Genomic DNA, 12767 nt, shown 5'->3' with positions numbered 1-12767 from the left:
AGGGGAGGGTTGGGGAGGGGTGCCATCTTGCGGCAAGACCCAACCCCCTCCCAGCCTCCCCCTGCATGCAGGGGGAGGAGCTAGAACGGCAAGTTTGGGAATCAGCGCGAACACCGAGCGCTGCGCCTTCTTCTCCTGCCTCAGCCTCTGCTTCTGTTCTTGATCTTGATCTTGATGTTGCCCTTGACCTTCGGGGCCCCTGTGCGTCGGTGAGGGCTGGACGACAAGGCCCGCAGGGGCATCGACACGGACGTCGATGCCTTTTCGCCAGGGCAGGAAGCCCTGTCGAAAAGCCCGGCCAACCCTCACGCACCCGCAGGGCGACAAGCGGGGTTGGCCTTTCTTTGGGTTACTTTTCTTTGGCCACGCAAAGAAAAGTAACTCGGCCTCCGGCAGGAGGTCGAAACCCCGCCGCAGGCGAACCCGATCGCCACACGACAACAAACAAACGAAACCCACTCCGAAGCGAGCCTTATCCAGACAACGCAAAGAAGCGAACCCGCCCATCAATAAGGCATCCACTTAGAATTGAAAAACCGCGACAACCACCCCCGCGTATTCGCATCCGCCAACGTCCCCCGCCCCGTATAACCAATCCGCGCATCCGCCACCCGCGTCGACGGCACGATATTGTCCTGACCAATATCCTGCGGCCGCACAATGCCAGACACACGCACCAGCTCTTGCCCTTGATTAATCGTCAGCCACTTCTCGCCGCGCACCAGCAAATTGCCGTTGGACAAACGTTGCGCCACGGTGACGGTGATTTGTCCGGTGAGCTGGTTGCTTTGGCTGCTGCTGCCGTTGCCGTCGAAGTTGTTGCCGCTTTGCGCGTTGATGTCGGCGCTGCGGCCATCGAGCGTCAGCGCGCGGCCTAGCAAGGTTGGTGCGGTGATCGCGGTTTTGTCTTTCTTGCTGGTGCTGGTTGCGCTTTTTTTGCTGGCCTGGGTGCTTTCGACCAGGGCAATCGTGAGGATATCGCCGACCCGATGGGCGCGTGGATCAGCGAATAGCTCCATGCTTTGCGCCTCGTGATAAATCGCGCCGTCGGCCTGCTCGGCCAGCACCGGCGGCTCCGCCGGCGGGGTCGGTGCCCAGGCCATATCGTCGCGCGGCATCGGCATGGCGCAGGCCGCCAGCGCGGCGACTGTAGCGAGCAACAAAAGCGTACGAAGCGTGGGCATGACTCAGGTCTTGTTGGTGAGAAATTGCAGCATGGAGTCGGCCGCGGAGATGGCCTTGGAGTTCATTTCGTAGGTGCGCTGGGTCTGGATCATGTCGACCATTTGCTCGACCACATTGACGTTGGAGCTTTCCAAGGAGCCCTGCGCCAGGGTGCCCATGCCGTTGAGACCGGGTTGGCCGATTTGCGGTGCGCCGCTGGAGGCGGTTTCCAGATAGAGGTTGTCGCCATTGGGCTGCAGGCCGGCCGGGTTGATGAAATCGGCGAGCTGCACGGTGCCCACTTGCTGTGTGGCGGCCTGCCCCGGCACCGTCACGCTAACCGTGCCATCAGTGCCGATGGTGACTTTTTGCGCGTTCTGCGGAAGGGTGATGGCGGGATCCAGGGCATAGCCATCGGCGGTCACCAGCTGTCCGTTTTGATCCATGTGCAGTGAGCCATCGCGGGTATAGGCGATGCTGCCGTCGGGCTGAGTGACCTGTAGAAAACCGCGGCCTTGAATCGCCACATCCATCGAATTGCCGGTGGCCTCGACATTGCCCTGGGTGAATAATTTTTCGTTGCCGACCACGCGCACACCGGTGCCCAGCATCAGGCCCGAAGGCGCCTGGGTTTGCTCGGTAGTCTGCCCGCCAGGCTGGCGCAGGTTCTGGTAGATCAGATCCTGAAAGGCCGCGCGCGAGCTTTTGAAGCCCGTGGTATTGGCGTTGGCCAGGTTGTGAGAAATCACATCCATGCGCGTTTGCTGCGCATCGAGGCCGGTCTTGGCAACCCATAACGAAGAGAACATAGCGAAGACTCCAGAGTATTCGTGCGGCGTGATCGAAACATCGATCCGGTAAGGTCAGCTCACTTGCAGCAGGCGTGTCGCTGACTGCTCGTTGTCATCAGCGCTGCGAATCGAGCGCACCTGCATTTCGTATTGCCGTGACAGCTGGATCATCTGTACCAGGGTCTGTGCCGGATTCACATTGCTGGACTCCAGCACGCCCGACTTCAACGTCACCGCGGGGTCGGCGCCGGCGGTGCTGCCATCGCTCATGCGCATCAGGCCGTCTTCGCCCTGGGTCAGCTGCGCGGTCGCCGGATTGACCAATTTGATGCGCCCGACAGCCGAAACCGTGTTCGGCGTTTGCCCCAGCGGCACGGATGAAATCGTGCCGTCGGCGCCGATGTCCAGTTGCGAACTTTGCGGCACGCTGATCGGGCCGCCATCGCCGAGCACGGGATTACCGCGTGCATCGGTAAGCAAGCCGTCGGCGGTCAGGCGCAATTCGCCGTCACGGGTATAAGCCTCGCTGCCGTCAGCGGCTTGCACCGCGATCCAGCCATCGCCTTGCACGGCGATATCGAGCGGGCGCGCGGTATCGATCTGGCCGCCTGCACGCAGGTCGTTGCCCAGCCCTTGCGACACCCCATTGACCCGCGTCCCCAGCCCAGGCCCCTGCACCGGCAAGGGCTGAAACGCCGATAGCTGCGCCTTGAAGCCGACGGTGTCGGCATTGGCCAGGTTGTGCGCCACCTCGGTCTGCGCGCGCATGGTCTGCGTGGCGCCGGTCATGGCGACGTAAAGAGAGCGATCCATGGGTTACCTCATTGCGGTCAACCTCCTCCCCTGCAGGCTAGGGGAGGAGCACATCGTCAGTTGCGGATATTGATAATCGTCTGGGTGAGCTTGTCGTCGGTGGAAATCACCTGCGCATTCGCCTGATAGTTGCGCTGCGCCTTGATCAGATTCACCAGTTGCCCGGTCAGATCGGCCGTGTTGGATGCCTCCAGCGCGCCGGACTGCACGCTGCCGAACGTGCCGCTGCCGGCGGCGCCCATCACCGGCGTACCAGAGTCGAACGAGGCGGCCCAGTTGGTGTTGTCGATTTTGCGCAGCCCTTGCAGGTTGGCGAAGTTGGCCATGGCGAGCTGGCCCAGTGCCTGCGACTGGCCGTTGGAGAATTTCGCCTGCACGATGCCGCTGCTGGACACGTCGATGCTTGACAACGTACCGGTGGGATAGCCGTCCGCGATAATCGAACCGGCGGCGTAGCTGTTGCCGAACTGAGTCGCCTTGGACATGTCCAGGCTGAGCTTCATCGGATCGGCACCCGGGCTCGGGGTAATCGCCGGGAACGCCAGCATGCCGCCCGCCGGGGTCGCCAGCGCACCGCTGCTGGTGAAGGTCATCTGCTGGGTCGCGCCGGTATCCACGCCGTCGACATATAGCCGCGCTGTCCAGCTATTGGCCGCTGCGTCCTTGACGAAATACACCGTTCCGCTATGCGTCGCACCGAGTGAGTCGTAGGCAGTGAAGGGTGTGGCTTGATTGAAGCTGGTGCCGTCTTTGGGGTTAAACGCATTCACCGGTGCGCTGGCATTGGATGGCAGGTTCAAGGCCATCTGCACACTGCCGGTGGCCTTGGCGGCGTTCTGCGAGGTGATCAGACGCAGATTGCTCAGCGTGCTGTTGTCGAAGCCGCCGCTGGCGTTGCTGGGAAACACTTGCAGGTTCTGCCCGCTGGCATTGACCACGAAGCCGTTGGCGTCCTGGCGGAAGGCGCCGGCGCGGGTATAGGAAAGACCCTGGCCATCGCGCAGGGTAAAAAAGCCGTCGCCGCTGATGGCGAAATCGAGGCTGTTGCCGGTGGTTTCGACGTTACCCGCCTTGAACTGCTGCGCCACGTTGGTCAGCCGCACACCGCTACCGATCTGGGTCGAGCTGAGGTTGCGGCCTGCTGCGCTGTACAACTCGGCGAACTCGGCCCGCGAACCCTTGAAACCGGTGGTCGCGGTGTTGGCGATATTGTTGGCGGTGACCTCCAGATCGGAAGACGCCGCGTTGAGGCCACTCAGTGCGATGTTGAATGCCATTGCTGTTTCCTTGGTTTATCTGTTGATGCGCTCAATTGACTCGCGCGACCTGGCCCAGCAGCACGCCGCCGAAACCATCCACTTGCAAATAAGTGCCCAGGTCGCTGCCGGCCATGCCGACACTGCTGACCTTGCCGCTGACATAGGTTTGCGCCGCCGAGGTACCGGCCTGCGCTTTGAGCCCATAGGTACCGGCGGGCAATTTGTCGCCGCTGTCGCTCAAGCCGTCCCAATGAAAATCGACCAACCCGGCATCGGGCGTGCCCAGTTCGATATTGCGCACGACGCTGCCGCTGGCATCGGTGACCTGTAGCAGTACACGCGCGCCGGAGGTGGGCACGTTGACTGCTCCGTCGATCGTGCCGCCGGCGCTGAGCTTGCCCGCAGTGGACGGCACCGTGACGTTGCGGCCGACCATCGAGCTGGCCTGCAACAGTTGATTGCTTTGCAGCGACTTGCTCAAGCTGTCGAACGAGGTCTGCAGGCCCTGGGTGGCCGAGACTTGGCTGATCTGCGCCAGCTGGGTCACCATTTGCGAGGCATCCATCGGCTGGGTCGGATCCTGATTGCGCATCTGCTGCACCAGCAGGCTGAGAAAATTCGCCTGCGTCAGGGTTTGATCCTTGCCGGCCGATGACTGCTGCGTCGCGTTGTTACTGCCGCTGCCGTTGACTGATATGTCGCTCATTACACCAACCTCGTAGGTACATGCCGCATCGTTGCGCGTTGCCGAAATACCGCTACCGTCGCGGTGGGTGTGCTGGCCTTACTTGCCGAGATCCAGCGTCTTTTGCATCAGCTGCCGGGTGCTGTTCATCACCTCGACGTTGTTCTGATACGAACGCGAGGCGGAAATCATGTTGACCAGCTCATCGACCGGATTGACGTTGCTGCCATACACATAGCCACTGGGGTCGGCCATCGGGTTGCCCGGCTCGTAGCGGCTTGGCGCCGCGGCCTCGCTTTCGCTGATGCCCAGCACCTGCACGCCGGTGCCATCGTCATCGGCGGCACCGCGGCCGGCGAGCATGTCCCGCTGCACGGCGGCGAATAACGGCTGGCGCGCACGGTAGGCCGCATCGGGGGTCGAGGCCACGCTATCGGCATTGGCCATATTGCTGGCCACGGTATTCAGGCGCAGCGACTGCGCGCTCATGCCGGAACCGGCCACATCGAAAATCTTGAATAACGACATCAGCCCTGGCCTCCGGTAATCGCACTGCGCAACATGCTGCGTCGGCATGCGATACGCCAGTGGCTCGGCCGCTTGCGTGGCGGTGTCGATATGCCCCGGCGCGTCGGCGCGCAAGCGCAGGTTTTGCTGGGCGTCGCCGGCATCGGCGAGTGCCTTGCGAAAATCGACATCACGCGCGAGATACTCCGGTGTGTCGGCATTAGCCAGATTGCTCGCCAACACTTCGGCACGGCGCTGCCACAAACCAAGGGCCTTGGTGTGCACACCGAACAAGTTGTCGTTGATTGAACTCATCGCAAACTCCGCGCGGCAGAGGCCGCACGAAGCACGTGGCAAATTGCATGCCATGCCGGTGCAACGCGCATGCAGGCTGGGTTTGTGCGTTATAGGCAAGCACATCGACGGTTCTACGGCGCCGTTAAAGACGAAATCCTGACGCCTGTTTTTTTTGACGGCTCAGTGCGAACCGCTAAAGCCTTGTCGCAAGTGCCTCCCCCAACCCTCCCCTGTAATCACCGGAGGAAGTTGAACGCAGGGGGATTTGGCTCATCCCCCTAGCGCAGGGGGAGGCTGGGAGGTGATAAGCCCCCGCGACTAAATCACCCATTCTCCGCGCCCGCTCTCACTGGCACCTCTCTTGCATCCTCAAGTTTTGCCGCACACCGACGATCTACCTAAGACCATCCATCCTAGGACCGCCCTGTTCATGAGCCTGGTCACATGCAATTAATCCGGAGCAAGCATCTCGACGCACTGGTACAGGCCGCCGTTACCGGCGATGCCGCGCGAGTGATGTTGCTCTCACGCCAGCACCCGCGCCTGGCGCAGACGCTGGCGCCACTGCTGGCGCAGGCGATGCCGCGCGAGCCATCCACCCTCGCCATGCAGGCGGTGGAACAACAAGGGCTGATGTTGAGTGCGGCCCAGGCATTACTGCGCGAACATCAGGCGCTGGATCAGGCCACGCATGAAAGCCGCGAGAGTGCCGGGCGTTTGACGGATAACGGCGCCGGAATCTCGACGAGCCTGCAGCAAACCGCCGGCGGTATTGAGCGGGCCCGGGAAACCACGCGCCATGGTGCCGCCACGGCCAATGAATTGGACGGCCAATTGCGCCTGCTGCGCAGCGCCTTGTCGGCGATGAGCCGCAACCAGAGCAAGCTTGCCGAGCAAGTGGCGCAGATTCGCAAACTCACTGCCACCGTGCAGGAGATCGCGCACCAAACCAACCTGGTGGCGCTGAATGCGGCGATCGAGGCCGCCCGCGCCGGCGAAGCCGGCCGCGGCTTTGCAGTGGTGGCCGATGAAGTAAAACAGCTGGCCGAGAAGACCAGCCAGACCACCGGCGAGATTGAAGCCGTCACCGCGTCGATCGGCGATTTCTCGCAGCAGCTCGATGGCGACGTGCAACACGGCATGCAACGGCTTGAGGGTGCGCAAGAACGCATCAGCCGCACCAGCGAAGCTTTGCAGGATGGCGCCGAGGCGCTGCACATCGCCAGTAACCGCCTGCAAACCTTGCAGCAAAGCTGCGACGCGCAAAACGTACGGGTGAGTGCAACCCAGGCCGCGCTTGGCGCTCTGCAACGACGCCAGACCGAAGCGCGCCGGCAAACCGAGGCGCTGGACCGGGCGGCGGTGCTATCGCACCGGCTTTGTCTTAACTGGCTGGATATGAGTTGGCTGGATCTCACGGCGGGTCATTCCGTGGCCGGACTCAGCTTGAGTCTGCGTGAATCCATCCAGGGCTTGCGCCAGGCGATGGAACTGGCCTTGCACGAACCCGCCGCGCTCGACCGGCGCTGGTTCGATACCGATATGCTCAAGCATGCACTGCAACGATTTGCCGCTCACCACACGGCCCATCCAGCCGCTGCGCCTTTGCTGGAAGCCGGGCGGCGACTGAGCGCGCACGCCGAAACCTTTGTCAGTCTGCTCAGCCAGGGTGAGCTTGGGCAAGCCGCGCAATTGCCGGGGCGGCTGGAAACGGAACGCGAAACCATTCATCAGCAGCTCGGTGTGCTGCTTGCCGATAGTCACGCATGAAGCCGTGGCGTCGCGTGCCGTTGCCGCTTTTGCTACTGCTGGTGCAGGCGGCCTACGCGGTGCCCGCCAGCGCGACGCCATCGGCCGACGATTTGCGCACCGCCGCCGAGCACACCTTGCAGCAACACTACGATTTGCCCGGCAACCGTGTCGTTATAAAGACCGACCGCCTGGACAGCCGCCTGCAACTTGCCGATTGCGCGCTGCCGCTGCAGGCGCTGGCACCCAAACAACCGGCCTCGCGGCTTAGCGTGGAGGTGCGCTGCCCGGTCGCCGGCGGTTGGCGAGTGCGTATACCGGTGCAATTGCAGCTTTACCGCCATGTGCTGGTCACCACGCGACCGCTGCAACGCGGCGATGGCATCGTACCGGGCGACCTGCGCAGCGAAGAGCGCGATATCGCACGACTGGGTTACGGCTATATCGAGCAGGTCGAGCAAGCCACCGGGCGCGTACTGGCGCGGCCCTTGAGCGCCGGCAGTGTGCTCACCCCCGGCGCCCTGGGCGGACGGCAAAGCGTGCGCGCTGGCGACCACGTGCAACTGATCGCCCGGCTCGATGGCATTGAAGTGCGCGCCAACGGCCTGGCCCTGGGCAGCGGCGATGCCGGCGCCCGCCTGCGCGTGCGCAACGACAGCTCCGGGAAGGCGGTGGATGCGGTAGTACGCGATGCCGGGGTGGTCGAGGTGTTGCCATGAGGAACGGGGAACGGGGAACGGGGAACGGGGAACGGGGAACGGGGAACGGGGAACGGGGAACGGGGAACGGGGAACGGGGAAGAGCTTGAAGGGCATAAGCACAAACACAAGCCAAAACTTAAAGAACAAGAGCGCGCATAGAGCGAACAGCTAAACATCCCCTCCGACTTCAGGTTCCCCATTCCCCGCTCCCCACTCTAAAGTTCCCCCCAGGATCGCCGATAAACTGCCCAGGCAAGGCACGAAACTCATCGAGTCAGGCTGCAAAGAGATCACAACCATGAACACCACCATCACATCCAACGGCTTACCGGTATTGCCTCAGCCCAAGAGCGGCCAGAGCGGTAGCGCGACGCAAGGCGGGGTCAACGCCAACACCACCGACACCGCACCGGTGGCGGCGGCTGACGACAGCGTACAGCTGACCGCGTCGGCGCGCGCCTTGCAGCAAGCGGCGCAAGGTGACAAGGGCCATGCGATCGACACGCAGCGGGTGGAGCAAATACGCAAGGCGCTGGCCGACGGCAGTTACCGCATCGACGCCAGCAAGATTGCCGATCGCATGATTTCGCCGGAAAACCAGCTCAACGGAAAAGTGTGAGCGCCTAAGGCATGAACACCGCGCTGCAAGTCGAATTGAGCGACACCTTGTCTGCCGTGATCGGCGACATGCGCGTCGCCGTTGGGCAACTGAGCGAAGCACTGGCCGCCGAGCGCAACGCGCTCAGCCAGGCCGACGCCGAGGCGCTGGACCGGGCCGGCGAAGCCAAGCAGGCGCTGATGCGGCGACTGGAACAGCTCGATGCCGAACGCGTGCAACTGACGCAAAACCTGGCGGCGCCATCGACAGAACAACAAGCGGCCTGGGCCGATGTGCTAAAAGCACTGGCCGCCTGCCAACATGCCAACCAACGTAACGGCAGCATCGTCGGGCAGCAGCTGAGTCAGATACGGCACGCTTTATCCGTACTAACCGGCGGCAAAGACGAAACGAATCTGTATGGACCAGCAGGCATACTGAGTAGCGGCTACCGCTCACTGCCGCTGGCCGAGGCTTGATTGAGCTGGGCATGGGACATCGAGAATAAAGAGTAGGCAGACGCGGCGGAACTGCAACGCTCTTGCCATCTCAGTTCCCGGTTGCTCATGCTCGTCCCCACCCACCCCGCATCCAGGCACGGTAGCGGGCGACGATTCGCGCAGGGCTCGCTAGCGATGGCGATCCGCGCCGGTATTGACGATCCCTCATGAGCGACATTGTTGTCCAAGCCGTAACTGATCATCCGCAGGGCGCCGCTTTTCATGAAGCGCCGCTACCGGTAGTGCGCGTGCCGATGCTCGATCGCGAGCATCAGCTGGTCGCCTACGAACTGCTGTTGCAGCCGGACGATGACGAAACCACGCTGATGCATCGGGTGCTCTCCACCATCATCGACGGCTCGGTAACCCGACTCGCGCGCGATAACCGGGTGTTTCTGCATTTGTCGCGTAAGTTATTGCTGGAGCAATCGGAGCTGTTGCTGCGTTATCCGCGCATCGGCCTGGTGATCGATCCCGATTACGCCGATGACGAGGTGCTGCTGCAGCACCTGGCATCCTTGTCTCAGCGCGGCTGCACCTTGTTGCTCGATCAAGGCGCACGACCGATTCCGCAAGCCAGCAGTGATCGCGCGGCCAGCGCCTTGCTGGCACTGGCGCGTTTTGTACGGCTGGATGCGCGCCGCCTCGACCCGCTCACCCTGCGCGAGCAATGCGAGCATCTGCATGCTCGCGGCCTGCAAGTCATCGCCGGCCACGTCGACGATCATGAAACCTGCCATCGCTGCATGATGCTGCCCTTTGTGGCGATCCAGGGCGGCTATCTGCTGCTGCCGGAAAAAGTCGACGTGCCGGTGCTCAGCGCCAACCGCCTGAGCGTGCTGCGCCTGCTGCGTGCGCTGGAAGAAGAAGGCGCCGGCCCGGTAGAGCTGGGGCAAGTGATCCGTAATGACGCCATTCTCAGCTACAAGCTGCTGGGCTGTGTCAACTCGGCTTACTTCGCCCTGCCGCGCCAGCTCAAATCGGTCGAGCAGGCGGCGATCTTTTTCGGCATCAAGCGGATTCGCAACTGGATCAGCACGATGGCCTTGAGCGGCATGCACGACCGCCCGCCGGAACTGCTGCGCGCCGCGCTGATTCGCGCGCACATGTGCGAACAGCTGGCGCAGCACCTATCGCGCGAGCAACGCGAGATGGCGTTCACCGCCGGACTGTTCTCGCTGCTGGACAGCCTGATGTGCGCCCCGATGGATTTCGTACTCGAACATATGCCGCTGGCGCCCGAAATACGCAGCGCACTCTTGCAACGCGAGGGCCCTTTCGCGCCACTGCTGGAGCAGGTAATTCAGTGGGAGGCCGGCGAAATGCATGGCGACGGTGTATCTCGAAGCCACCCGCTGGGCCGATCACGTTTATACGTTTGCCGAACAGCGGCCCAATTGAAGTCACATCCCCCTGCGGGGAGAAAGGCTTATGGGTTGCGGCGCGCCCTGACCCACAACAATACGCCAGCGACTATCAGCAACAAGGCCAGCACCCGGCGCATCCACACGCCGCCCGGCGGCAGCGGTAAATCCGGGAAGATATCGGTAAGCGCCCGATCGCCTGACTGAATGTCGTAACCCTTGCCATCGGCGGCATCGCTTGCCGGTGCCAGTCGCTCGCCGTCGAGACGGGCAAACACGGTGACGGTCTGTTTCGGGGCGATCTCCCAGCTGACCCGCAAATCGCCAAGCCGTGGGTTGGCCGGGGTTGCACTGGTCATCAAATAGTTTTGGTACAGGCTGAAGCTGGCCGCCAGATTGCTGGGCAGCTGCTTCATATCCGGGGCTACTCGCTCGCTGCCGGGCAGCGCATGCAAGAGCGGTGGCGACAAGATCAGCTGATTGACCCGCACCTGCCTCGCATCGAATTGCTTGCCCTCGATAGGAAAACCACCGGGGTTATCATGCCCTGACGGCTGCGCAAAGCGACTGGCGTCGACGGGGCGATCGACCCAGTCCATCTCGTAATGCAGTTGCTCGCCGATATGCACCTCGCGCCACTGGAACATTTCCACGTGGCGAATCAGCACCGGCGCGTCGAAGCGCTGATTGAACTGCTCGTCGTAGGGCGGCTCGACGACGTTGATCGGACCGACCACCCGCACCATCTCGCCTGCCGACTGTCCCGCATCGGGATGCTCTGAACTGCCCAGGTCGATCACCTGGCCGCCATGCCGCGCAGCCGCGGCGCGATACTCGGCCAGGCTTTTCTCGGTGATGCCAATCAATGCCATGCCTGCCAGCAACAGCACCGCAGCCGCCGCTTGCAAGGTGCGCTTTTGCTTGTCCGCGCTCACCGCCGCGCTACCCCATGCAGATCACGCTGTTCGTCAGCGGTACCGTAGCGGCCGCGCTCGTCACGCACCACGCGAGCCATCGCACAATCATGGTCATGGGTAAAAAACAGGCGGACATCGCGGGCCAGCTTGTCATCGAGAAAGACGCGCTTTTCTTCAATGAGTTTTTCCGGGTAACGGTCGTAACCCATGGTGATCGGCAAATGCACCCAGAAGCGTCCGGGGATCAGGTCGGCACAGAACACCACCCCGCCCACCTCAGCCAGCATCAGGCCCGGCGTATGGCCGTCTGAATAACTGAAGCGCACGGCATCGCCGAGCACCTTCGAATGTTCGCCGTCGACCAGTTCCAGCCGACCGCTGTCGCTAAGCAGCTGCTGCAATTCGGGAATAAATGAAGCGCGATCGCGCGGATGCGGCGTCATCGCGCGCTGCCACTGCGCCGCGCCCACCACATAGGTCGCCTTGGGAAACAACAACTGCGGCGGCTGCCCCTGCTGCCATGCCGCCAGCAAACCGCCGGCATGATCGAAATGCAGGTGCGACAACACCACCACGTCGATGTCTTCGTGGCTAAGCCCCGCCTCGGCCAGCGAATCGAGCAGCACATGACGGTCCTCGACCACACCATAGCGCTCACGCAGTGCCGGCTCGAAGAACGCGCCGATGCCGGTCTCGAACAACACGTTGCGGCCATCCAGATCCTTGGCCAGCAAGCAACGGCAGGCCAGCGGGATGCGGTTTTGTTCGTCCGGGGCGATCCAGCGCGACCACAGCGCCTTCGGTGCATTGCCGAACATGGCGCCACCATCGAGCTGCTGCGAGTTACCGATCAATGACCAAAGTTTCATGGCGAATTAATACTCCTTTGTTCACGATTTTTGGGTGGTTCGCGGTGACTCGCATGGACTGTCGCCTGCAACCCATTACCCATTCCAGCCCCCTACTCGCTCGGTCGCGCGGGAGGGCTGGGGAGGGGTGCCGGCTTACGACATACCTAGCCGCTACTGCACCTTACCCAGGCCCGAAGGCCGCCGCGGATCGCTGGCGGCATCGAGCTTGTGGGCTTTCAGGTCCCAGGTGACCACGTTCATGAAGCCCCACGAATCGCGCTGCTTCAGGTTATGGCCCATCTTGGTCAACGTATCGATGGTGGCTTGGTCGAAGGCGCCGTCTTCCATGTCCACGCGGTCGGGCATGAACTGATGGTGGAAGCGTTTTTGCGCGGTGATATCGGTGGCGTTCTTGCCGTCGATAAAGGCAAGAATGCCTTCCAGCACCTGGGTGATGATGGTGGAGCCGCCGGGCGAGCCGATGATGCCGACGCGGTCAGCGCCGAAGACGATGCTTGGCGTCATCGAAGACAGCATGCGCTTGCCTGGCGCCGGCGCATTGGCCGCACTG

The 12767-nt window shown here is 62.6% G+C and carries 13 protein-coding genes and 2 pseudogenes; 5 read left to right on the top strand and 10 right to left on the bottom strand.

Translation table 11 applies throughout. The features are described 5' to 3' along the window. Positions 1-506: 506 nt before the first annotated feature. The 7 genes and pseudogenes from flgH to OUZ52_RS22915 form a co-directional block, all read right to left on the bottom strand. Entirely contained in the window at positions 507-1184 is a 678-nt protein-coding gene (flgH, locus tag OUZ52_RS20295; RefSeq protein ID WP_266160374.1) for a flagellar basal body L-ring protein FlgH, read from the bottom strand. A gap of 3 nt (positions 1185-1187) precedes the next feature. Next, positions 1188-1973, bottom strand: a complete 786-nt coding sequence (gene flgG, locus OUZ52_RS20290) for a flagellar basal-body rod protein FlgG (RefSeq protein ID WP_266160373.1) — start codon at positions 1971-1973, stop codon at positions 1188-1190. A gap of 54 nt (positions 1974-2027) precedes the next feature. Then, positions 2028-2768: a flagellar basal-body rod protein FlgF gene (gene flgF, locus OUZ52_RS20285; RefSeq protein WP_266160372.1), complete on the bottom strand. Its 741-nt coding sequence runs from the start codon at positions 2766-2768 to the stop codon at positions 2028-2030. A gap of 56 nt (positions 2769-2824) precedes the next feature. Then, complete coding sequence (flgE, locus tag OUZ52_RS20280; RefSeq protein WP_266160371.1) at positions 2825-4045, bottom strand: flagellar hook protein FlgE; 1221 nt, start codon at positions 4043-4045, stop codon at positions 2825-2827. A 31-nt stretch (positions 4046-4076) separates the two neighbouring features. After that, the gene (locus tag OUZ52_RS20275; protein ID WP_266160370.1) at positions 4077-4733 is read right to left on the bottom strand and encodes a flagellar hook assembly protein FlgD; all 657 of its coding nucleotides are present in this window, start codon (positions 4731-4733) and stop codon (positions 4077-4079) included. Between the two features lie 78 nt (positions 4734-4811). Continuing rightward, positions 4812-5240, bottom strand: coding sequence for a flagellar basal body rod protein FlgC (gene flgC, locus OUZ52_RS20270; protein WP_266160377.1), 429 nt, complete (start codon positions 5238-5240; stop codon positions 4812-4814). Between the two features lie 192 nt (positions 5241-5432). After that, a pseudogene (locus OUZ52_RS22915) lies at positions 5433-5534 on the bottom strand (flagellar basal body protein); the annotation flags it as partial. Between the two features lie 426 nt (positions 5535-5960). Here OUZ52_RS22915 and OUZ52_RS20260 point away from each other — a divergent pair. The 5 genes and pseudogenes from OUZ52_RS20260 to OUZ52_RS22910 form a co-directional block, all read left to right on the top strand. Further along, positions 5961-7286, top strand: a complete 1326-nt coding sequence (locus OUZ52_RS20260; RefSeq protein ID WP_323135379.1) for a methyl-accepting chemotaxis protein — start codon at positions 5961-5963, stop codon at positions 7284-7286. Continuing rightward, a complete protein-coding gene (flgA, locus tag OUZ52_RS20255) occupies positions 7283-7984 on the top strand; it encodes a flagellar basal body P-ring formation chaperone FlgA (protein ID WP_266160369.1) in 702 nt (233 codons plus the stop codon). The genes OUZ52_RS20260 and flgA overlap by 4 nt, the downstream gene beginning before the upstream one ends. A 280-nt stretch (positions 7985-8264) precedes the next feature. Then, positions 8265-8585, top strand: a complete 321-nt coding sequence (gene flgM / locus OUZ52_RS20250) for a flagellar biosynthesis anti-sigma factor FlgM (RefSeq protein ID WP_266160368.1) — start codon at positions 8265-8267, stop codon at positions 8583-8585. Between the two features lie 11 nt (positions 8586-8596). Further along, complete coding sequence (locus tag OUZ52_RS20245; protein WP_266160367.1) at positions 8597-9043, top strand: flagella synthesis protein FlgN; 447 nt, start codon at positions 8597-8599, stop codon at positions 9041-9043. A gap of 188 nt (positions 9044-9231) precedes the next feature. Next, positions 9232-10185 (top strand): annotated as a pseudogene (locus tag OUZ52_RS22910) (EAL and HDOD domain-containing protein); the annotation flags it as partial. A 308-nt stretch (positions 10186-10493) separates the two neighbouring features. On the opposite strand, the gene OUZ52_RS20235 reads toward OUZ52_RS22910, so the two are convergent. From OUZ52_RS20235 to OUZ52_RS20225, 3 genes are all read right to left on the bottom strand, one after another. Continuing rightward, entirely contained in the window at positions 10494-11363 is an 870-nt protein-coding gene (locus OUZ52_RS20235) for a TMEM43 family protein (RefSeq protein ID WP_266160366.1), read from the bottom strand. Then, positions 11360-12214, bottom strand: coding sequence for an MBL fold metallo-hydrolase (locus OUZ52_RS20230; RefSeq protein WP_266160365.1), 855 nt, complete (start codon positions 12212-12214; stop codon positions 11360-11362). Before OUZ52_RS20230 ends, OUZ52_RS20235 begins: the two co-directional genes overlap by 4 nt. A gap of 153 nt (positions 12215-12367) precedes the next feature. Continuing rightward, on the bottom strand, positions 12368-12767 hold a 400-nt coding region (locus OUZ52_RS20225; RefSeq protein WP_266160364.1), incomplete at its 5' end, for a gamma-glutamyltransferase.

This window comes from Dyella silvatica (assembly GCF_026283955.1).
Classification (GTDB): domain Bacteria; phylum Pseudomonadota; class Gammaproteobacteria; order Xanthomonadales; family Rhodanobacteraceae; genus Dyella_C; species Dyella_C silvatica.
Note: the sequence above shows the minus strand (reverse complement) of the source record. Positions and strands in the feature narration are given on the sequence as shown.

Coding starts and splice junctions, on each gene's coding strand:
- flgH (WP_266160374.1), bottom strand. CDS start 1,184: ATGCCCACGCTTCGTACGCTTTTGTTGCTCGCTACAGTCGCCGCGCTG.
- flgG (WP_266160373.1), bottom strand. CDS start 1,973: ATGTTCTCTTCGTTATGGGTTGCCAAGACCGGCCTCGATGCGCAGCAA.
- flgF (WP_266160372.1), bottom strand. CDS start 2,768: ATGGATCGCTCTCTTTACGTCGCCATGACCGGCGCCACGCAGACCATG.
- flgE (WP_266160371.1), bottom strand. CDS start 4,045: ATGGCATTCAACATCGCACTGAGTGGCCTCAACGCGGCGTCTTCCGAT.
- OUZ52_RS20275 (WP_266160370.1), bottom strand. CDS start 4,733: ATGAGCGACATATCAGTCAACGGCAGCGGCAGTAACAACGCGACGCAG.
- flgC (WP_266160377.1), bottom strand. CDS start 5,240: ATGTCGTTATTCAAGATTTTCGATGTGGCCGGTTCCGGCATGAGCGCG.
- OUZ52_RS20260 (WP_323135379.1), top strand. CDS start 5,961: ATGCAATTAATCCGGAGCAAGCATCTCGACGCACTGGTACAGGCCGCC.
- flgA (WP_266160369.1), top strand. CDS start 7,283: ATGAAGCCGTGGCGTCGCGTGCCGTTGCCGCTTTTGCTACTGCTGGTG.
- flgM (WP_266160368.1), top strand. CDS start 8,265: ATGAACACCACCATCACATCCAACGGCTTACCGGTATTGCCTCAGCCC.
- OUZ52_RS20245 (WP_266160367.1), top strand. CDS start 8,597: ATGAACACCGCGCTGCAAGTCGAATTGAGCGACACCTTGTCTGCCGTG.
- OUZ52_RS20230 (WP_266160365.1), bottom strand. CDS start 12,214: ATGAAACTTTGGTCATTGATCGGTAACTCGCAGCAGCTCGATGGTGGC.